At 45.0% G+C, this 21,012-nt stretch carries 16 protein-coding genes, 2 tRNA genes and 2 pseudogenes; 15 read left to right on the top strand and 5 right to left on the bottom strand.

The genetic code is table 11. From position 1 onward, the window contains the following. Positions 1–9: 9 nt before the first annotated feature. Positions 10–132 carry a hypothetical protein gene (locus Vt282_RS21175; RefSeq protein ID WP_269472595.1) on the top strand — a complete coding sequence of 41 codons (123 nt, stop codon included), beginning with the start codon at positions 10–12 and terminating at the stop codon, positions 130–132. Positions 133–176: 44 nt separating this feature from the next. On the opposite strand, the gene hemL is transcribed toward Vt282_RS21175, so the two are convergent. Next, complete coding sequence (gene hemL, locus Vt282_RS02420) at positions 177–1,469, bottom strand: glutamate-1-semialdehyde 2,1-aminomutase (protein WP_162047131.1); 1,293 nt, start codon at positions 1,467–1,469, stop codon at positions 177–179. Between the two features lie 264 nt (positions 1,470–1,733). Between hemL and erpA the strand changes: the two genes are divergently transcribed. The 3 genes from erpA (at position 1,734) to Vt282_RS02435 (ending at position 6,559) form a co-directional block, all read left to right on the top strand. Continuing rightward, entirely contained in the window at positions 1,734–2,075 is a 342-nt protein-coding gene (gene erpA / locus Vt282_RS02425) for an iron-sulfur cluster insertion protein ErpA (protein WP_162047130.1), read from the top strand. Between the two features lie 252 nt (positions 2,076–2,327). Further along, the gene (locus Vt282_RS02430) at positions 2,328–3,434 is read left to right on the top strand and encodes an efflux RND transporter periplasmic adaptor subunit (protein WP_162062465.1); all 1,107 of its coding nucleotides are present in this window, start codon (positions 2,328–2,330) and stop codon (positions 3,432–3,434) included. 8 nt (positions 3,435–3,442) lie between these two features. Continuing rightward, complete coding sequence (locus tag Vt282_RS02435; RefSeq protein ID WP_162062466.1) at positions 3,443–6,559, top strand: efflux RND transporter permease subunit; 3,117 nt, start codon at positions 3,443–3,445, stop codon at positions 6,557–6,559. Positions 6,560–6,598: 39 nt separating this feature from the next. Here the strand turns inward: Vt282_RS02435 and Vt282_RS02440 are convergent, their stop codons facing one another. Next, on the bottom strand, positions 6,599–7,903 hold the full coding sequence (locus tag Vt282_RS02440) for a peptidoglycan DD-metalloendopeptidase family protein (RefSeq protein ID WP_162047127.1): 1,305 nt from the start codon (positions 7,901–7,903) through the stop codon (positions 6,599–6,601). 127 nt (positions 7,904–8,030) lie between these two features. Here Vt282_RS02440 and tyrS point away from each other — a divergent pair, with 127 nt between their 5' ends. Next, complete coding sequence (tyrS, locus tag Vt282_RS02445) at positions 8,031–9,218, top strand: tyrosine--tRNA ligase (protein WP_162047126.1); 1,188 nt, start codon at positions 8,031–8,033, stop codon at positions 9,216–9,218. A 422-nt stretch (positions 9,219–9,640) separates the two neighbouring features. Continuing rightward, positions 9,641–10,486 (top strand): magnesium transporter, encoded by an 846-nt coding sequence (locus Vt282_RS02450; protein WP_162062467.1) that lies wholly within the window; start codon positions 9,641–9,643, stop codon positions 10,484–10,486. Here the strand turns inward: Vt282_RS02450 and dacB are convergent. Together dacB and Vt282_RS02460 are read right to left on the bottom strand one after the other, a co-directional pair. Then, entirely contained in the window at positions 10,465–11,892 is a 1,428-nt protein-coding gene (gene dacB / locus Vt282_RS02455; RefSeq protein ID WP_162062468.1) for a serine-type D-Ala-D-Ala carboxypeptidase, read from the bottom strand. The genes Vt282_RS02450 and dacB overlap by 22 nt on opposite strands. A 127-nt stretch (positions 11,893–12,019) precedes the next feature. Further along, entirely contained in the window at positions 12,020–13,066 is a 1,047-nt protein-coding gene (locus tag Vt282_RS02460; RefSeq protein WP_162062469.1) for a porin, read from the bottom strand. A gap of 518 nt (positions 13,067–13,584) precedes the next feature. Between Vt282_RS02460 and greA the strand changes: the two genes are divergently transcribed. Next, positions 13,585–14,058: a transcription elongation factor GreA gene (gene greA, locus Vt282_RS02465; RefSeq protein ID WP_162047122.1), complete on the top strand. Its 474-nt coding sequence runs from the start codon at positions 13,585–13,587 to the stop codon at positions 14,056–14,058. Positions 14,059–14,123: 65 nt separating this feature from the next. Here the strand turns inward: greA and yhbY are convergent, their stop codons facing one another. Continuing rightward, the gene (gene yhbY, locus Vt282_RS02470) at positions 14,124–14,420 is read right to left on the bottom strand and encodes a ribosome assembly RNA-binding protein YhbY (RefSeq protein WP_162062470.1); all 297 of its coding nucleotides are present in this window, start codon (positions 14,418–14,420) and stop codon (positions 14,124–14,126) included. A 139-nt stretch (positions 14,421–14,559) separates the two neighbouring features. Here yhbY and rlmE point away from each other — a divergent pair, with 139 nt between their 5' ends. The 8 genes and pseudogenes from rlmE to rimP all read left to right on the top strand — a co-directional run bounded on the left by rlmE (position 14,560) and on the right by rimP (position 20,994). Further along, complete coding sequence (rlmE, locus tag Vt282_RS02475; protein ID WP_162047121.1) at positions 14,560–15,189, top strand: 23S rRNA (uridine(2552)-2'-O)-methyltransferase RlmE; 630 nt, start codon at positions 14,560–14,562, stop codon at positions 15,187–15,189. Positions 15,190–15,296: 107 nt separating this feature from the next. Further along, positions 15,297–17,276, top strand: coding sequence for an ATP-dependent zinc metalloprotease FtsH (ftsH, locus tag Vt282_RS02480; protein ID WP_162047120.1), 1,980 nt, complete (start codon positions 15,297–15,299; stop codon positions 17,274–17,276). Between the two features lie 63 nt (positions 17,277–17,339). Next, positions 17,340–18,155 (top strand): annotated as a pseudogene (gene folP, locus Vt282_RS02485) (dihydropteroate synthase); the annotation flags it as partial. Positions 18,156–18,193: 38 nt separating this feature from the next. Continuing rightward, positions 18,194–19,524: pseudogene (gene glmM / locus Vt282_RS02490) on the top strand (phosphoglucosamine mutase); the annotation flags it as partial. Between the two features lie 245 nt (positions 19,525–19,769). Continuing rightward, positions 19,770–20,108: a preprotein translocase subunit SecG gene (secG, locus tag Vt282_RS02495; RefSeq protein WP_162047117.1), complete on the top strand. Its 339-nt coding sequence runs from the start codon at positions 19,770–19,772 to the stop codon at positions 20,106–20,108. A 13-nt stretch (positions 20,109–20,121) separates the two neighbouring features. Continuing rightward, positions 20,122–20,205: transfer RNA gene (locus Vt282_RS02500), tRNA-Leu, on the top strand. Between the two features lie 56 nt (positions 20,206–20,261). After that, positions 20,262–20,338, top strand: a tRNA-Met gene (locus tag Vt282_RS02505). Positions 20,339–20,538: 200 nt separating this feature from the next. After that, positions 20,539–20,994: a ribosome maturation factor RimP gene (rimP, locus tag Vt282_RS02510; RefSeq protein ID WP_162062471.1), complete on the top strand. Its 456-nt coding sequence runs from the start codon at positions 20,539–20,541 to the stop codon at positions 20,992–20,994. The last annotated feature ends 18 nt before the right edge of the window (positions 20,995–21,012 follow it).

Below are 21,012 nucleotides of genomic sequence, written 5' to 3' on the forward strand. Positions count from 1 at the left end.
AGTTAAGTGATGGGGTGTTGTAATAACGATAAATGCAGCGAAAGCCAAACTCGTAAAACCGCTAAGCGAATTCCTTGGTTTGCCATTGTGCTTATTTGCTTAGCGCTATTGGTCGTCATCAATTGGCAATAAAAAAGGCTGCATTGGCAGCCTTTTACCGAGTATTTCGTTACAAATTAAGCTTCTTGAGCCAGAATCGCAAAACAGCGATCAGCAGCGCCTAATGTTGCTTCAATTTCTTTGTTACCGTGAGCAAGCGAAGTAAAGCTCGCTTCAAATGCAGAAGGTGCAAGGTAAACACCGTGATCTAGCATTAGATGGAAGAAACGCTTAAAGCGCTCAACATCACACTTGGTCACTTCTTCATAGCATGTCACTTTGTCTTGGTCAGTGAAGAAGAAGCCAAACATGCCGCCCACTTGGTTTACTACGAGTGGAATACCGTGCTTATCAGCCAATTGTTTAAAGCCTTCAGCAAGACGTTTAGTAATATTGCCAAGACGTTCTTCGTTGCCTTCTGCGCGCAGCACATTCAAACATGCGTTACCCGCTGCCATCGCTACTGGGTTACCAGAAAGTGTACCTGCTTGATAAACAGGACCGGTTGGCGCGATGTATTGCATCACGTCACGACGACCACCGAAAGCACCGACTGGCATACCACCACCAATCACTTTACCCAGTGTGGTTAGGTCTGGCTTGATGTTGTAGTAAGCCTGTGCGCCACCAAGAGCAACACGGAAACCAGTCATTACTTCATCAAAAATCAGTAGTGCGCCTTCTTGGTCACAGATCTCACGTAGCCCTTCATGGAAGCCTTCTACTGGTGGAATACAGTTCATGTTGCCTGCAACAGGCTCAACGATGATACATGCAATTTCGCCTTTGTTCGCCGCGAACAGTTCACGCACTGAATCTAGATCGTTGAAAGTAGCAGTTAGTGTGTGTTTTGCGAAATCTGCAGGTACGCCTGGTGAGCTAGGTTGACCTAACGTTAGTGCGCCTGAACCAGCTTTTACCAAAAGACTGTCGGCATGACCGTGGTAGCAACCTTCAAATTTCATGATTTTGTCACGACCAGTGAAACCACGTGCAAGACGAATTGCACTCATTGTTGCTTCAGTGCCTGAGCTAACCATACGCACTTGTTCCATTGATGGAACGAGCTCAGTAACTAATTCAGCCATACCAATTTCAAGTTCTGTTGGCGCACCAAAGCTTAGGCCACGTTGTGCTGCATCAATTACCGCTTCACGAATCAGTGCGTGGTTGTGACCCAGAATCATTGGACCCCAAGAACCCACATAGTCGATATAGGCTTTGCCATCGGCATCAAAAATAAATGCGCCATCCGCACGTTCAACAAAGATTGGAGCGCCACCAACGCCGTTGAAAGCACGTACTGGAGAGTTAACGCCACCAGGGATGGTTTTTTGTGCTTTTTGATACAGGTCTTCCGATTTGGTCATTGGTATATCCTCTGTGATTACTCGGACTAACTTAGGGGGGCATTGTAACTCCCAATTACGGCTTGAAAAACGTTTTCTGACATAATCGGGTTAAAACGCATACAAATGGGTGTAAATACAATTAGAAAAAGAGTAATCAGTGGTGAATACTTGAACGCTGCACTCAGGTATTAGATAATCACTCTATTAATACCAAACGAATACTGCAAAGAATAAGCCTAATTAAGGTAACAAAAGCAGTAAAAACAAGTGAGAGAGGTCGGTGTGAGCGAAGCCAATATCCCCCTAACGTTTTCAGATGCGGCGGCGAAGCGCGTTAACACTCTGATTGCAGAAGAAGAAAACCCAAACCTGAAATTACGAGTTTACATCACTGGTGGTGGCTGTAGTGGTTTCCAGTATGGTTTCACGTTTGATGAGAACATCAATGACGGTGACACGACGATCGTAAACAGTGGTGTAACACTAGTGGTTGACCCGATGAGTCTGCAATACCTTATTGGTGGTGAAGTTGATTATACCGAAGGTCTTGAGGGTTCGCGCTTCTTCGTAAACAACCCAAATGCGACCACAACTTGTGGTTGTGGTGCATCATTTAGCGTATAAGTTGCACATCTGAATTCGAAAAGCTGCCTAGTGCAGCTTTTTTTATGCCTAGCAAACAGACAATGTTGAATTAATGATCGCGATCATAATTGTTGAGGTTAAAAAATTTGTTTCATTTTGTTGTCTTGTGATCTCGTTTAGCCTTGTTATGCTAACCACGAGTTAGAAATACATCTTTTTGATTTCAAGCGACAAATGGTGCGTAGAAAAAGGAATTCCAAGCACAAGAACTTTTTACCGCTAAGGATAGTTATGGCTAAGTCGTCTATTTTCCGTTTTCTTTCAGTAAGACCTTATCTTATTTCTCTAGCTCTGGTGCTGGTACTCGGGGTTTGGCTGGCGATGGGAGTAAGTAATTCACAAGAGATTCCATCGCAAAAATCGTCACAAACCAGTGAAATCCCATTGGCAAAAGTAGCATTTACTTCATTCTCAGCAGAATCGGTACATAAGAGTATTGATCTCTATGGGCGCACTGCGCCGGATAGGCAGGCTCAGTTAGGGGCGGAAATTGCCGGTAAGATTGTTGCCTTACAAGTCAAAAAGGGTGACAGCGTTAAGCGTAATCAAGTGATTGCAAGCATTGATAAAGGCGATTTAGCGATTCAATTGCAACGCGCTTTGGCCATGCTCAAAGTGAGGGAAAAAGAGTTTAATGCCGCTCAATCACTGAAAAGTAAGGGCTTACAGGGTGAAGTTGCTTTTGCTAATGCTCAAGCGATGTTGGTTGAGGCGAAAGCGATGGTGAGTAATGCTCGATTAGCATTGCGCAATACGGATGTGAAAGCCCCGTTTTCGGGAGTGGTCGATCATTTGTTTATTGAACTCGGCGATTTTGTTGGCGTGGGCGATCCTGTCGCGACCTTGATTGATTTACAACAAATCGTGATAGAAGCGGACGTCAGTGAACGTCATATTCAAGATCTCAAACTCAATCAACCTGCGACGGTGCGCTTTATTAACGGTCAAGAGACGCAAGGGAAAGTGCGATACATCGCGCGAGTGTCCTCAACCGCCACCAATACCTTTCCCATTGAAGTTGAGGTTGCTAACCCACAGCAATTGATTCCAGCCGGTGTCAGTACCGAAGTGGAGCTCAACCTTAAAGATCAACTTGCAGTCAAAGTCACGCCAGCAATGTTGGCGTTAGATGAATCAGGTAACTTGGGAGTAAAGACTTTAGTTGAGCAAGACAAAGTGCGATTTGTGCCGATTCAGTTAGTGAAAGCAGAACAAGATGGCGTTTGGTTGACGGGACTCGGCGAGCAAGTCGATATCATTACCACCGGGCAAGGCTTTGTTCGTGATGGTGACCGTGTGAAGGCAGTTATGGCTGATGAACAGCCAGCGAATCAATAGGCGGTCGTATGTTTACTCTTATTGATGCGGCGTTATCTCGTACTCGTACCATGCTGGTGCTATTGGTATTTATTCTTATCTCAGGAGTGATCACTTACGTAACCATTCCGAAAGAGTCGAGTCCAGACATTACCATTCCGATCATTTACGTTTCAGTAGGGCATCAAGGAATCTCTCCCGTTGATGCTGAGCGCTTGTTAGTCAGGCCAATAGAACAAGAGCTGCGTTCTATTGAAGGGGTAAAAGAGATGACCTCAACCGCAGGAGAAGGACACGCCTCGGTGATGCTTGAATTCTCGGTTGGGATTGATCTTGATAAAGCGATGGCAGATGTGCGAGATGCCGTTGATCTTGCTAAGCCTAAGTTACCTGAAGACAGCGATGAGCCAACGGTTAATGAGGTCACCTTTGCCTCTGAAGAACCTGTTTTATCGTTAGTGCTTTATGGCACCGTACCAGAGCGCAGCATCATACAGATCGCGCGTCGTTTACAAGATAAACTCGAAAGTTACCGCCAAGTGCTTGAGGTTGAAATCGCCGGTGATCGCGAAGATATCGTCGAGATCATTGTCGACCCGTTATTGATGGAAAGTTATGGCTTAGATCAGGCCGATATCTACAATTTGATCGCGCTTAATAACAAAGTGGTCGCAGCAGGCTTTGTTGATACCGGCTATGGGCGTTTCTCCGTTAAAGTACCATCAGTATTTGATTCGCTTAAAGATGTGTTAGAACTGCCGATCAAAGTCGAGGGTAAGCAAGTGATCACCTTTGCTGATGTCGCGACTGTACGTCGCGCATTTCGCGATCCTGAAAGCTATGCTCGCCTTGATGGTGAATCGGCGGTGGTGCTCGATGTGAGCAAGCGTGCCGGTGAAAATATTATCGAGACGGTGGAACTTGTCAAAGCGGTGCTGAATGAAGCGCAAAAAAGCCCGCAATGGCCAGATAATCTATTAGTTAAGTACACTTGGGATCAGTCCGACGATGTACGGATGATGCTTAACGATCTGCAAAACAACATTTTGTCCGCCATCATATTGGTGGTGATAGTGATCATCGCAATCTTAGGTATGCGTACAGCGATGCTGGTGGGGATTTCGATTCCCGGCTCATTCCTAGCTGGTTTACTAGTATTAGCGGTGTTTGGTGTCACGATTAATATCGTGGTGTTGTTCTCGTTCATTATGGCAGTTGGCATGCTGGTGGACGGTGCGATTGTAGTGACCGAGTTTGCTGATCGGCGTATGCAGGAAGGCACGCCGAGAAAACAAGCTTATCGAGATGCAGCTAAACGTATGGCATGGCCAATTACCGCTTCGACGGCAACCACACTTGCCGCATTTGCACCATTGCTCTTCTGGCCCGATATTACGGGTGAGTTTATGAAGTTTTTGCCATTGACCTTGATCGCAACCTTAAGCGCCTCTTTAGTGATGGCGATGCTCTTTGTCCCTGTGCTTGGTGGATTATTCGGTAAGCCGCAAATCGTTACTGCAGAAAGTCGCCAGCGAATGGTGGCGCTGCATGATGGTGATTTTACGCAGGCGACGGGTATTACTAAGCTCTACTATCACACGCTCAATGTCGCTCTTAACCACCCGCTTAAAATTTTATTGTTGGCGGTGGCGATGGCTTTTGGCGTGGGCACGGCTTACAACAAAGCAGGGTTGGGGGCTGAATTTTTCCCTGAAGTCGATCCCGCCTTTTTTACTGTCAAAGTGCGCTCTTATGGCGATCTGTCGATTAATGAAAAAGATCAGATTATGCGTGATATTGAGCAAATGATGCTGGGTCATGATGAATTTGAGAGTGTTTATACCCGCACTGGTGGCGACGATGAAATCGGTCAAATCCAAATTACACCAGTAGATTGGCAATATCGCCGTAAGGTTAAAACCATTATTGAGGATCTAAAACAGACGACGGACCAATACGCTGGTGTCGAGATAGAATATAAGTTTCCTGATGCTGGCCCTCCGGTTGAACACGATCTGGTGATCGAAATGTCCGCACAAGATTTGGACCAACTCGATTTCGCCGCCAAACAAGTGCGTGAATGGGCAGATAACTATCCGGCATTGACCAATATTAGTGACAATTCGAGCAAAGAGGGCATTGATTGGCAGATTGATATTCGCCGCGATGATGCTTCTCGTTTTGGTGCCAATGCAACCTTGGTGGGAAATACGGTGCAGTTTGTGACGAACGGCTTGAGACTGGGTGACTATTTACCGGACGATGCCAATGAAGAAGTGGATATTTTAGTTCGTTATCCTGAAGACAAACGAGACATTGGCAAATTTGATCAACTTCGAGTGAAAACCGCGATGGGGTTAGTACCAATCACTAACTTTGCTAGCATTGTTCCGGATCATAAACAAGATACGATTCATCGCGTTGATGGTCATCGTATCATCAGTATTAAAGCCGATATTGCCGAAGGCTATAACCTCGCGTTACAGCTGCCTAAAATTGAGCAGGCACTGAGGAAAATCGACTTTGCCCCAGGCGTTGAGTTTAAATTGCGTGGGCAAAATGAAGAGCAGCAAAACTCCTCGGCGTTTTTACAAAATGCATTCTTAGTTGCATTGGTCGTGATGGCATTAATCCTAATCACTCAGTTCAACAGTTTCTATCAAGCGTTTTTGATTTTAAGTGCGGTGCTGTTCTCTACCGTCGGTGTCTTTGCAGGGTTATTGATTTTCCAACGCCCATTCGGTGTTGTGATGTCCGGGATTGGTGTGATTGCATTGGCGGGGATTGTGGTTAACAACAATATCGTCTTGATTGATACCTACAATCAATTACGTCAGCGTGGAATTGAAAAACGTGAGGCAATTCTTCGCACTGGTGTACAGCGTTTACGCCCGGTATTGCTAACTACAGTGACCACCATTCTTGGTTTACTGCCGATGGTGCTGGAAATGAATATCGACCTAATCAATCAAAAAATTGAGTTTGGTGCACCAAGCACGCAGTGGTGGTCACAACTAGCGACGGCCGTATCGGGGGGGCTGGCTTTTGCTACCGTACTTACCTTGGTATTAACGCCATGCTTATTGATGTTGGGGCGCAACCAATTACCTCAGAATCAAGACAAGCCCATTGTGGTGGAAGATTAGAACCAATAAAAAAGCGCTGAATAATCAGCGCTTTTTTCGTTACTCTTGAGCAGCGGCTTGGTTATACGCGAGCAGTTCTCGATAGCGTTCAAGCTTTTTCAAACGAATCTCAGCATTGGCCATAAAGGTTTGTTTGGCTTGGCCCGTGAGTGATTTTGATTGTGGCAATTTTACCGTGCGTGCATTTTTGTGTACGCCATTAACCAAGAACTCATAATGTAAATGAGGCCCAGTTACGCGCCCTGTGCCGCCGAGTGTACCGATCGTTTGGCCTTGTTTGACTCGTTGTCCTGTTTTCACCAAACGGCGCTGTAAATGCAAATACTTGGTGATGTAGGTGTTGCTGTGTTTGATAAACACATAGTTACCGTTGAACTGGTTATAGCTCGATTTCGTGACAATACCATCACCTGCAGCCCAAATCGGGGTGCCAACGGGTGCCGCATAGTCTGTACCGCGGTGAGCACGAACCTTACCCGTAACAGGATGGCGACGTGTTGGATTAAAGTTTGACGTTACACGACGGAAATCAAGCGGTGAGCGCAAAAATGCTTTTTTCATCGCTCGGCCATTTTCGTCGTAGTAGTTGCCCGTTTTATCATCCAAGATCGCTTTAAAGGTATCGCCTTGGTTAGTAAAAATAGCCGCGATAATTTGACCACGATCGACGACTTCACCTTCAACCAACTTTTCTTGGTATAAGATTTTAAAACTGTCCCCAGCGCGAATATCGAGGGCAAAGTCGATATCCCAGCCAAAGATTCCAGCAAGTTCCATAATTTGGTTTGCGGTTAAGCCTGCATTAATCGCTGCGTTCCAAAAATTCGAAGTGATTGACGCTTCTGCGTAGTTGTACTGGTAGTTAACTTCTTTGCTTTCAAGCTTACCTTTGTAACTATTGCCATCTTTGGTAATGACGTAAGCTTCATAAGCGTTGATAGGTCGCTTGATCTGAATAAGTTCATTATCACCATCAAAGCCAAATTGCAGTTCATCACCAGGGCGTAATTTGGTGAGTTGCTGTTCAATTTCTTTGCTGGCACTCGTGAGGTTGTAGAGTAAACGTGAAGAGAGATTCGCTCGTTGGAAAACAATGGCGGCGCTTTCTCCCGAACCAACGGTATATGTTTGCCAATTAAGCTGAGAAAGTGGTGTCGCGCTTTTGTTGACCACTAAGTTAGCCGGTTCGATGGCTAAATCGTATGGTTGACCAATGACATAGAAGCTTTTCTCGTCGCGTAATGATTTAGGATCTGGCAACAACATGACGATGCCGATCAGCACGACCACGAGGATAATGAGAGCTCGATGAAGCCGAGGCAATCGAGAAAAAAGCGAAAACATGGTATGTCCGTATAAAAATTTCGACAAAAAAGCTAGCTCTATAGTCTAACTGGTTTCAAAAAGCATCGCTATTCAAGTAAGATGTCAAATTATCAAATTTTTGCCAAATCTGTGGGAGTGAACAAGAATGGCGAGTATTGAAGCAGCACTGGCCGAAATTAAGCGCGGTGTAGAAGAACTGATCCCTGAAGATGAACTGATTGCGAAACTAAAAGAGGGACGTCCTCTGCGCATCAAACTAGGTGCCGATCCAACAGCACCGGATATCCATCTTGGTCATACCGTGATCTTTAACAAACTGCGCGCTTTCCAAGAGCTTGGACATGAAGTGACTTTCCTAATCGGTGATTTCACCGCAATGGTTGGTGACCCATCTGGTAAAAATACCACGCGTCCGCCGCTAAGCCGCGAGCAAGTTCTGCAAAACGCAGAAACTTACAAAGAGCAGGTGTTTAAGATCCTTGATCCTGCAAAAACAAAAATTTCATTTAACTCTGAGTGGCTATCTGAGCTAGGCGCTGAGGGTATGATTCGTCTTGCTTCGCACCAAACTGTGGCGCGTATGCTAGAGCGTGACGATTTCAAAAAACGCTATGCTGGTGGTCAGCCAATTGCAATTCATGAGTTTATGTATCCGCTGCTTCAAGGTTATGACTCAGTTGCCATGGAAACCGACGTTGAGCTGGGTGGTACGGACCAGAAGTTCAACTTGCTAATGGGTCGTGAGCTACAAAAAGCGAACGGTCAAAAACCACAAGTAGTGCTAATGATGCCTCTACTGGTTGGCCTAGACGGTGAGAAGAAAATGTCTAAGTCAGCAGGTAACTACATTGGTATCAGCGAATCGCCAAGCGAAATGTTTGGTAAGATCATGTCTATCTCTGATGATCTAATGTGGAGCTACTACGAGCTACTATCATTCCGCCCACTAGGTGAAATCGAACAGTTCAAAGCTGACGTAGCGCAAGGTAAAAACCCGCGTGATATTAAGATTCTGCTAGCAAAAGAAATCATCGCTCGCTTCCACACTGAAGCAGATGCAGATGCGGCAGAGCAAGAGTTCTTTAACCGTTTTGCTAAAAATCTAATTCCAGATGAAATGCCTGAGTTTGAATTTGATGCAGAAACGCCAGTTGCCAACCTGCTAAAAGAAGCGGGTCTATGTGCTTCGACATCGGATGCGATGCGCATGGTTAAGCAAGGCGGAGCAAAAATGGATGGCGAGAAAGTGGCTGATGCGAAATTTGCACCAGAAGCAGGCACTTACGTATTCCAAGTCGGTAAACGTAAATTTGCTCGTATCACTATCAAATAACGGTAGTTGAAAAGAAGTTAATAAGCGCCTTTCAAGGCGCTTTTTTTGTGGCTAATTGTCGAGAAATTGACTGGAATTTCAGTTGATGTTTGTTATCATGCGCTCGTTGCGAATAACGCAACGATTTCGGAGACTTTTATGAACAATACCGACCATCCCCCTAGTATGAGGGGAGAAAAATAACCCGCTTCGGTATTGGCGTTCTCCGTCTCTGCCCATCGGGTAGAGCTTCTTATTTATCTCTCTTTGATTTTTCTCCTCTCTTTTCTAGATTCCGTATAGCCTGACTTTTGTTAGCGGTTTAGTTGTGTCTTGTGCTCACTGCCCTAACTTGGCGGTTTGTTTTTTATTGCTTATCGCAATAAGAATAAGCGTGGCTGTATTTGATGGTCGTTACCTTAAGCTAATCGGGAGATTCGCCCATGACGGTAATGAATAACATCTATATGGAAAACAGCGTTAATTTCTCAAAAGAAGAAATCGGCGCGGCAAGGAATGCCTTTTTAAAATACGATCAAACCCAGCAGGTCAATCTATTGGGTGTGATGCCAATAGAAGAAGCGGTCGCTATCTTAAGACATTGCTCATTGGGCTATGTTCAACAATTGCTTTCTCAATTGGAATTACATGGCAAGGATAAACTCGCTCGTCATTATGCTCACCAACTGGGGTTGATCTACTCGGAAGTTGCACCGAGTCAAAGCTATTTGGCAACATCGGTTTGGCAACATGTGAAGCAGCGCATTGGTTGGATTGTTGGTTTAGCCTTGATGGGTATTTTGTCGGGGCTGATCATTGCACAGTATGAAGATACTTTGAGTCAACTAGTGCTGCTGGCGGTATACATGCCAGTCATTGCGGCGGCAGGGGGAAACACTGGAAGCCAAGCGGCAACCTTAGTTATTCGAGCGTTAGCCACGGGAGAGTTGCGTAAGCGCCAATGGCTTTCCGTGGTATGGAAAGAAAGCCGAGTTGCGATTTGTTTGGCGTTAGCGGTTGCCGCAGTGATGGTGGTGCGGGTGCTGTTTTTCAGTGATGTTAGCCATATTGGCGGTTTTGATCTCAATAGAATTGCACTTGCCGTCGCCGTTGCACTATTTGTGCAAGTGACGCTTTCGACCACCCTTGGTGGGGTTTTGCCAATTTTAGCGAGAGTGTGCAAACTGGACCCAGCGGTATTAGTGAGTCCAGTATTGGCATCGATCGTTGATATCAGCGGAATGTGGATCTATTTCAGTGTGGTGAATTACTTCTTAGGCATAAACTGACTGAATTTCAGCACATCTTGATAAAACAACTGTTCAAATTGACTAATCGGGGCGATGGTAGGCTTATCATCGCCCTTTTGGTTTGGCAGGTAATCGGCCACAAACTGGATGAACAGAGTAGTTGGCTTACCTGACTTATCTAAGCCAAACCCTGCCATATTATAACTGCCATAAACAGAACCACTTTTCGCAATCAAGTGACCTTTAATTGGTGCGTTACGCATACTAGAGCGATATTTTAGGGTGCCATTCTCTCCTGCAGTAGGCATCAACGCAATTAAGCCAAGTTTACCTTCATTTTGTGCAATATAGCGCAAGATCGACGCCATATCTTCACTGGTAAATCGATTGTTGCGCGACAACCCTGATCCGTCAGCCATTACATCGCGTGATAAGTCGATTCCTGTCTTCTCAAAAATGACCTGTTTAATTGCTTCGGTACCATTGTTGTATGAGCCGGCGGTAGAGAACGTTTTGGCGCCTATCGTTTTGGCTAAGTTGTCAGCAATAAGGTTGTCAGAGTCTCTAAGCATCACTTCCAGTAGATTTGGTAATTTCGTTGAATAATGGGTAGCGATAGAAGAAAAATTGCTTTGTTGTGGCTTACCAATGCGTACATTGCCTTGCAGGTTAATTTTGAGTTGGGCAAGCAAGCTAAGTACAGTTCGTTGGGTATAAATGGCTGGATCTTGTACCGCAAACTTAAGTGGTAATGGCTTACTTCGCTCGACGAGACACCCTTGCAATTGGTAATGGTTGTCGGGTGAAACTTGCAATTCTAGATCGCACTGTGTCGCCTCTTGCTCTTGTTTTGATACGGTTCTAGCTTGAGTGCTGACGTAGATTGGAAAATGTTCTGGCGCGTAAACTCGAGTTGAGCCATTGCTATTGGCATAAATAGAAGCGTGGACACAGTTTTCGTCTAAGCTGATCGCAGACGATGGTGCGCTATAGCACACACCAACAATATCCCATGGCCAACCAATTGCTTTTTCATATCCAGTAAAAGCGCTGTTGTCGAGCCATATATCCCCTTTAATGTCGGTTATTCCTTGCTGCTTCGCGAGCGTGAGCAATTGTTTTAAATCGTCACGTGACAGAGTAGGGTCACCGCTAAAGCGAATAACGATATCGCGCTGGTTAGTTTGTAGCTCGGTTTTAAATTGGAACTCATCGCCTAGAGCCAGTTTTGCAGCCAGAGCGGTGACAATTTTCAGTGTACTTGCTGGTGGAAAAAGTTGGTCGCGATTCGACGTCGTCAAATATGCACTGCCTTCCGCGAGAGGTTCGATAGCGATGGAGACGCGACTGCCAGCGGGAAGATGGTCAAGCGGAGCATAAGCAAAGCCACTAATAGAGAAAAAACCTAACGTACAGACTAAAAAAGAGCGAAGAGAAGCAAACATGAGTAGATATAGGCCAATATGACGAGTGATTATTTGAGTATATAAAAAAAACGCCTGCAAGCGAGCAGGCGTTTAATCTTTGTGACTTATCGTCAGCTATTCCCACGCTGACAAATGGTAACTCAGCTTAGAAGTCGTAACGTAGACCTAGAGCTAGTTCGTCTTCAGCTTGAGCAGCAGTTGCAGTTACGTTTGAGTAACCAGCAGTACCGAACTTGTCACCTTCTTGAATTAGGTTGAAGTTGTATGATACGTAACCGCGGAAGTTAGGTTTGAAGTAGTATGATGCATCGATTGCAATGTTATCAGCAGAAGTTTCGTTGTTAGTCTCTGCGTTGTTGTAAGTCGATGTAAATACTGTTTGACCTAGAGTGTACGCTGCAGCAAATTCGTAACCGCGGTAGTCGCCGTCTTTCTCTTGCACTTGGCCATCAGTGAAAGTTGTTGCGAAGTATAGGTCATTGATAGCGTAAGACGCTGCTAGCATGTATTCGTTTTGCTCTGCTTCACCAGAGTATTGGCTTGCGTAACCAGCACCCACTTTAACACCAGTGTCACCTAGAGCGTAGATAGTTGATAGAGAGTAGCCGTCAGCGTTGTTGTTGCCGTAGGTATTAACAACTTCTTTTTTAGTCACTGGATCAGTGATCATGTTTTCAGTACGGTCAGCAAAACGGTAGCTTGCTTTCACGCTTAGGTCAGCAAATTGGCCTTTGTACGTTAGCATGTTGTCTGCACGGTCAGCGACGTTGATTTTCATTGCCGCAGAGTTGCCGTGGTATGCCATGATATCGGTAAAGTCAGTGATAACGCCTAGAGCACCATCGTTTTTACCGTAAGTTACTTCACCGTAAGTACCGCCGATACCAGCGTATGCGTAACGGTTAGTGATGTCGTTGCTGTGGCTGTCAGTTGCGTCGCCATCATCAGCAGTAGTGAATTCACCTTCGTAGAAACCCACACCGTATAGACCATCAGTGATTTGAGTTTTACCTAGGAAGTTTAGACGTACACGAGAGTTGTCTTTAGCTTCGCCATCTTTTAGTGATAGACGCGCTTCTGCACGACCACCCATATCTAGAGAAGTACCGTCTTGGTTGTAGAGTTCAGCAGCTTGAGCACCAGAAGCCATTGCAGCAGCAGATACTGCTAGGGCAATCAAAGTTTTGTTCATGTTATAAATCCTAAAGTCTTGTCCATCAATTGGTTGTCTGAAATGAAGCTGCATTGTCCGTTTAGCTTCAATTTCATTACTCAGTGAGACGCACACGTTTTGCATTTTGTAAATCAATGCTTTGACGTCGTGGCATTTCGTGAGTCAAGTTGTACCCGCAAGGTTCCCTAATCAGTTAGTAAAACGATATAAAATCGCATTATGAACAGTGTTTTATTTTGCATTATTTTAATTTAATTCTTTGTTTTAAAAGACAAAAATAAAGTTCAAAAATAGTGGTCTGAAAGTGAATGTTTTGGTTTTTATCTTTATTGAGTTTGTTGTGGCGTAATGTTGCACAATTAGTGATGGAAAATGTGACCAAAAGTAAGAACATCAAAGCCACAAATGGAATTAAGATGATTTAGCAGCTAAGTTTGTTTAAACTAGCTGAAATTAATGAGTGTATAAGCTACCTAGCTCTTATGAGCTGGGTAGTTTTATTTTGTCCAAAGCTTGCTTTGGTCTAGAGGTATATGATGGAAAAAGTTCCAATGACAGTATCTGGCGAGCAGAAGCTACGCGTAGAACTGGAAAGACTACTAAAGCTTCGTCCAAAAATTTCTGAAGCAATCGCTGAAGCTCGTGAGTTGGGCGATCTAAAAGAGAACGCAGAATACCATGCAGCTCGTGAAGAGCAGGGCATCTGTGAAGCTCAAATTCGTGATATCGAATACAAGCTATCTGTTGCTCAAGTGATTGACGTAACTAAGATGGAAAATACAGGTAAAATTATCTTTGGTTCAACAGTGACATTGATTGACTGTGATACTGAAGATGAAAAAACTTACCAAATCGTTGGTGAAGATGAAGCGGACATTAAGAGTGGCCGTATTTCAGTAAGTTCACCAATCGCTCGTGGTCTAATCGGTAAGATGGAAGGTGATGAAGTCGTTATTTCAACACCAGGCGGTGAGCGTGATTTCGAAATCGATCGCGTGGAATACATCTAATTCCGAGCAGATTTAGAATGCAAAAAAGGTCGCCGAGGCGACCTTTTTTCGTAATTATCGACAGATTACTTGCGAGGTAATTCGATTTTACGATCTTGAGTTTGACGGAAAAGAATCAGTGTCTTGCCGATCACTTGAACTTTTTCTGCGCCTGTTTCACGAACGATTGCGTCTACAATCAAAGACTTAGTTTCGCGATCTTCTGATGCGATTTTTACTTTGATTAGCTCGTGGTGATCCAGTGCGATTTCAATTTCCGCTAGAACAGCTTCCGTTAGTCCGTTTGCGCCCAATAGCACAACAGGTTTTAAGCTGTGCGCTAGGCCTTTTAGGTGCTGCTTTTGTTTGGTGCTTAGGTTCATTACGCGGCCAATTTTCTATAGAATAAGGGTTGAAAAAAGCTATTTTAACGCCATCTATTGTCAAAGACTATAATTTATTGAGCAATAGGATTGGCCTATTACAACAATAGCTCCAAATTAGTGCCTTATTGAGATTAAAATGAGTAAACAAAAACATTCGGCTAGTTCTGGTCGTTGGTTAAAGGAACACTTTGATGATAAGTATGCTAACGAAGCGCGTAAAAAAGGCTTCCGTTCTCGTGCTTACTTCAAGATTGAAGAGATTCAAACCAAAGATAAATTGTTGCGATCTGGGATGACTGTCGTCGATTTAGGTGCAGCTCCGGGTGGTTGGTCTCAATATGCTGCTAAAATAGTAGGAGAGGAAGGTCAAATTATTGCATGTGACCTGCTTCCGATGGATCCCATTGCTGGTGTAAGCTTTCTTCAAGGCGATTTTCGTGACGAAGCGGTACTCGAAGCTTTGTTAGAAAGAATCCAACCTTCAATGGTCGACGTAGTAATGTCTGACATGGCACCCAATATTGCGGGTAACAACTCGGTAGACCAACCAAGAGCGATGTACTTAGTTGAACTTGCTCTGGATATGTGTCGACAAGTTCTAGCCACCAATGGTAGCTTTGTCGTCAAAGTCTTTCAGGGAGAAGGATTTGATCAATTCGTGAAAGATGTTCGTGAAATGTTTACCACCGTTAAAGTGCGTAAACCTGACTCTTCGAGAGCTCGCTCCCGAGAAGTTTTTATCGTAGCCACTGGTTACAAAGGTTAACTATTTGCTTCTCGAAGCGGTCGTTAACACTATAGCTACAGTCCAAGAACTGTAGTACCCTACCTTTAATTACAATTAGTTATCGCGAGGCTGACACCTTGAGTGACATGGCAAAAAATTTAATTCTGTGGCTTGTGATCGCCGTAGTGTTGATGTCGGTTTTCCAGAGCTTTGGGCCAAGTGAAAACAACGGCAGAGCGGTTGATTACACTACATTCGTACAGGAAGTTGGCCAAGGCCAGATTCAGGAAGCAACTTTTAAAGACGGCGAGATTTCTTTCGTTCGTCGTGGCGGCGGTGCTAAATATGTAACCTACATGCCAGTTTACGACCAGAAACTTCTTGATGACTTAATTAATCAAAATGTGAAAGTACAGGGCACACCTCCGGAAGAGCAAAGCCTACTAGGTACAATTTTCATCTCTTGGTTCCCAATGATCTTACTGATTGGTGTATGGATTTTCTTCATGCGTCAAATGCAAGGCGGCGGCGGTAAAGGCGCAATGTCTTTCGGTAAGAGCAAAGCTCGCATGATGAGTGAGGAACAAATCAAGACGACTTTTGCTGACGTTGCAGGTTGTGATGAAGCAAAAGAAGACGTGAAAGAGTTGGTGGACTACCTGCGCGATCCGAGCCGTTTCCAAAAACTGGGCGGTAAGATTCCAACGGGTGTGTTGATGGTTGGCCCTCCAGGTACAGGTAAAACTTTGTTAGCGAAAGCGATCGCTGGTGAAGCAAAAGTACCGTTCTTTACTATCTCAGGTTCTGACTTCGTAGAAATGTTCGTTGGTGTGGGTGCATCTCGTGTGCGTGACATGTTCGAACAAGCGAAAAAAGCAGCACCATGTATCATCTTTATTGACGAGATTGATGCGGTAGGTCGTCAACGTGGCGCGGGTGTTGGTGGTGGTCATGATGAACGTGAACAAACGCTAAACCAAATGCTAGTTGAGATGGATGGTTTTGAAGGTAACGAAGGTATCATCGTTATCGCTGCAACGAACCGTCCTGACGTTCTTGACCCGGCGCTACTGCGTCCTGGCCGTTTCGACCGCCAAGTTGTGGTAGGTCTGCCAGATGTTCGTGGTCGTGAGCAGATTCTTAAAGTGCACATGCGTAAAGTTCCACTAGCGGGTGATGTTGAGCCATCGCTAATCGCACGTGGTACTCCTGGCTTCTCGGGCGCTGACTTGGCTAACCTAGTAAACGAAGCAGCACTGTTTGCTGCTCGTGGCAACAAACGCAACGTTTCTATGGTTGAGTTTGAACTAGCGAAAGACAAGATCATGATGGGTGCAGAACGTCGTTCAATGGTTCTTTCTGAAGAAACGAAAGAATCGACGGCTTACCACGAAGCGGGTCACGCTATCGTTGGTCGTCTAGTGCCTGAACATGATCCAGTGTACAAAGTCTCTATCATTCCACGTGGTCGCGCGTTGGGTGTAACTATGTACCTGCCAGAGCAAGACCGTGTAAGCATGTCTCGTCAGCATCTAGAATCGATGATTTCGAGCTTGTACGGTGGTCGTCTAGCTGAAGAACTGATTTACGGTAAAGATAAAGTATCAACGGGTGCATCAAACGATATTGAGCGCGCAACGGATATCGCACGTAAGATGGTGACTCAGTGGGGCTTCTCTGAAAAACTAGGTCCACTGCTTTATGCAGAAGACGAAGGCGAAGTGTTCCTAGGTCGCAGCGTGACACAAACTAAGCATGTATCCGATGATACGGCGAAGTTAATCGATGATGAAGTTCGTAAGATTATCGACCGCAACTATGACCGTGCTAAGCAAATCCTAGAAGACAACATGGATATCATGCACGCGATGAAAGACGCGCTAGTGAAATACGAAACTATCGATGCAGGTCAGATCGACGACTTGATGGAGCGTAAAGCAGATGTGCGTGAGCCTGCTGGTTGGGCTGACAGTCTAAGCAACAAGTCTGACGATAAACCTCAAGCTAAGCCTGAGGTAAAAGAAGAAGTTCAAGAGAAACCACAGCCAACTGAAGAACCGGTTGAGCAACCAACTTCTCAAGAGAGCACTTCAGCAGAAGCGACAGAGAAAAAAGACTCTGAGTAAGTCGTGACTTTTAAACAAACCCCGAGGCAACTCGGGGTTTTTGTATTTATACCCAAGTAAACAATGAAAATCACAGCCAAAAATAAATCTCTCGATCTCTCTACGCCGCAAGTGATGGCGATTTTGAATGTCACCCCAGATTCATTTTCTGACGGTGGCAAATTTAATACCCTTGAGAATGCGCTGCTACAAGCAGAAAAAATGATTGCAGCAGGTGTTTCGATTATTGATATAGGTGGTGAGTCGACTCGTCCTGGCGCACCCGATGTCAGTCTGGAAGAGGAATTAGCACGCGTCATTCCGGTGATCAAAGCGATTCGAGCTAAGCATGACGTTTGGATTTCTATCGATACCAGCAAGGCGGAAGTGATGCGCCAAGCGATAGAAGCTGGAGCGGATTTAATTAATGATGTGCGTGCATTGCAAGAGCCAGGAGCATTAGAAGCCGCAGCGCAAGCGGGCCTACCAATTTGTTTAATGCACATGCAAGGTCAGCCAAGAACCATGCAGACCAATCCTCATTATGATGATTTAATGCAAGAAGTGGGTGAGTTCCTTGAGCAACGTATTGCCGCGTGTGAAGCCGTAGGCATTAAGCGTGAACAACTGATTCTTGATCCCGGTTTTGGCTTTGGTAAAACCTTAGATCATAATTACCATATGCTGGCCAATTTTGAACAGTTCCACCAATTTGGTTTGCCAGTATTGGCAGGGATGTCGCGTAAGTCTATGTTGTTCAAGCTTTTAGATAAATCACCAGCAGAATGTGTTGCTGCCAGTGTTAGTTGCGCTACCATAGCGGCGATGAAAGGTGCACAAATTATTCGTGTGCATGACTTTGAACAAACGCTTGATGCAGTAAAAGTGGCGGTTGCCACGTTAAAAATCAATAAAATAAAAGGAAACCTTATGTCTGACAAAGACGTTATTTTGGTACCGATGGAGTTCGTGGCAAGGTTGGACAGTACCTATTACTCCAGATTTCGTACTAAAGCTTGGCTGGGCTGCTGGTCGCGTGCTTGCGAAGCAAGGCACAAAAAAAGTGATTATTGGTAAAGATACTCGTATTTCTGGCTACATGCTTGAATCAGCATTGGAAGCGGGTCTTGCCGCTGCAGGTCTTAAAGCGACGCTTACTGGCCCAATGCCTACGCCAGCTGTGGCTTATTTAACACAAACTTTCCGTGCAGAAGCGGGGATTGTGATTTCAGCATCACACAACCCATATTACGACAATGGGATTAAATTCTTCTCTTCTGAAGGTACCAAACTGCCAGACGAAGTGGAATTAGCGATTGAAGCTGAGCTGGATAAAGAGATTGAGTGCGTTGAATCTGCGTTGCTAGGTAAGGCGGCTCGTCTGCATGATGCGGCTGGTCGTTATATCGAATTTTGTAAAAGTACTTTCCCTTCAGCTTTGAGCCTTGCTGGTCTTAAGATTGTGGTTGATTGTGCTCATGGTGCGACTTACCACATTGCTCCAAACGTATTTAAAGAGCTTGGCGCAGAAGTGATCGCAATGGGTGTAGAGCCAAACGGCACCAACATCAACGATGAAGTAGGTGCAACCGATGTGCGTGCACTACAAAAACGAGTTGTGGCAGAAGAAGCGAACCTAGGTCTTGCGTTTGATGGTGACGGTGACCGCATCATTATGGTTGACCACCTCGGCAACAAAGTAGATGGTGATCAAATCGCTTATATTATCGCTCGTGACGCGCTGCGTCGTGGTGAGCTAAAAGGCGGTGTAGTTGGCACATTAATGACCAACCTAGGTATGGAAAATGGCCTTAAGCAGTTAGGTATTCCATTTGTTCGCGCAGCAGTCGGTGACCGCTACGTGATGGAAAAATTGCTTGAGAAAGGTTGGACTATCGGTGCCGAGAACTCTGGTCATGTAATTCTATTGGATAAAGTGACTACTGGTGATGCAATTGTTGCTGCGTTGCAAGTGCTTGCTTCTGTGGTGGGTAGCGAACTGTCTCTCAATGAACTGTCTCAAGGTATGACACTGTACCCGCAAGTACTTGAAAACGTGCGCTTTAGCGGTGATTCAAATCCACTCGAAGCGGAAGCGGTAAAAGAAGCTGTGGTTCAGGTTGAAGCTGTTCTGGGTGAAAAAGGTCGTGTACTACTGCGTAAGTCAGGCACAGAGCCGTTGATTCGTGTGATGGTAGAAGGCGAAGACGCTGATTTGGTGCAAAGTTCTGCGCTGAAAATTGCAGATGCAGTGAAGGCCAGTTTCTAACCATATAAAAGATAAGTCATCATAAGGGAGGCTTCGGTCTCCCTTAAATTTACCTACGAATGAATGAAATTGCCCTTTTTTTGAGCGTTTAATTCTCAAGTTACGCTTTTTTGTCAATTTTCTCTTGTCAGCTTTATTTGGTTTCGCTAGTATTGCTCCGCCTTCACTAAGGAGGTCGCTAGCCTTGTTCTGGAATGAAATTTCGAGCGGCGCTGGCCTAACAATTTGGAACATAGGTGGACATAATGCAAACAGTTCTACTTGTGATTTACCTGTTGGCAGCGGTTGGTGTAATCGGCCTCGTCTTGATTCAACAAGGTAAAGGCGCAGATATGGGAGCCTCATTCGGTGCAGGCGCATCAAACACAGTGTTTGGCGCAAGCGGCTCAGGTAATTTCTTAACCCGAATGACTGCAATTTTTGCAACAGTATTTTTCGTTATCAGCTTGGTGCTTGGCAATATGTCAACGCATAAAGGCGAATCTCAATGGGTTGACCCATCACAAGGTCAAGTGATTGAGAAAACAGCTGATGATGTAGCGAGTGATGTTCCGGCTCCTGCGAGTCAAGAAATCCCGCAATAAGCGAATATTCGCTGCCGAGATGGTGAAATTGGTAGACACGCTAGCATGAGGTGCTAGTGCCTTAGGTGTGAGGGTTCGAGTCCCTCTCTCGGCACCATTGATTTACAAACTTGTAAAACCTTGAGTTGAGCGTATAATGCTCATCAAGTCGGACGCGGGGTGGAGCAGCTTGGTAGCTCGTCGGGCTCATAACCCGAAGGTCGTCGGTTCAAATCCGGCCCCCGCAACCAATCCTTTGGATTAGTGCAAGTTTGCGCAGAACGCTTTGCTTTCGTTTTGCGAGTTAAACAGCTAATGTTTAACACATCAGGGTCAGTAATAAAAACCCCGACTTATCGGGGTTTTTATTATCTAAATTTTTAAAGATTTAGATCTTGCTTGGAATTTAAATTGGGCTCTATGCCCTTTTTTTGTTTCTGGAGTGGTTCAAATGACTGGTTTAGAAAGACAACTAACTGAAATGCTTGAAGCGCCTGTAGAGGCGATCGGCTACGAGTTGGTTGGATTAGAATTTATTCGTGCTGGTGAGCACTCAACTCTGCGTATCTACATTGACCATGAAAATGGTATCAACGTTGACGCATGTGCAGAAGTAAGCCATCAAGTAAGCGCTGTACTCGATGTAGAAGATCCTATCTCAGTGGCTTATAACCTTGAGGTTTCTTCACCGGGTCTAGAAAGACCACTATTTAAAGCTGCGCACTATGAACAATTTATTGGTCATGAAGTGAGCATCGTTTTGAAGATGGCTGTAGGTAACCGTCGTAAGTGGAAAGGTGTTATCCAATCTATTGATGGTGAAACCGTCTCTGTTACTGTTGAAGGTAACGAAGAGCAGTTTGCGTTAAGCAACATTTCCAAAGCTAACCTGATCCCTAAATTTTAGGTCCCTAAAAAGTAAAAG

Origin of the sequence: Vibrio taketomensis (assembly GCF_009938165.1) — a bacterium.
In the GTDB taxonomy this organism is placed as follows: Bacteria; Pseudomonadota; Gammaproteobacteria; order Enterobacterales; family Vibrionaceae; genus Vibrio; species Vibrio taketomensis.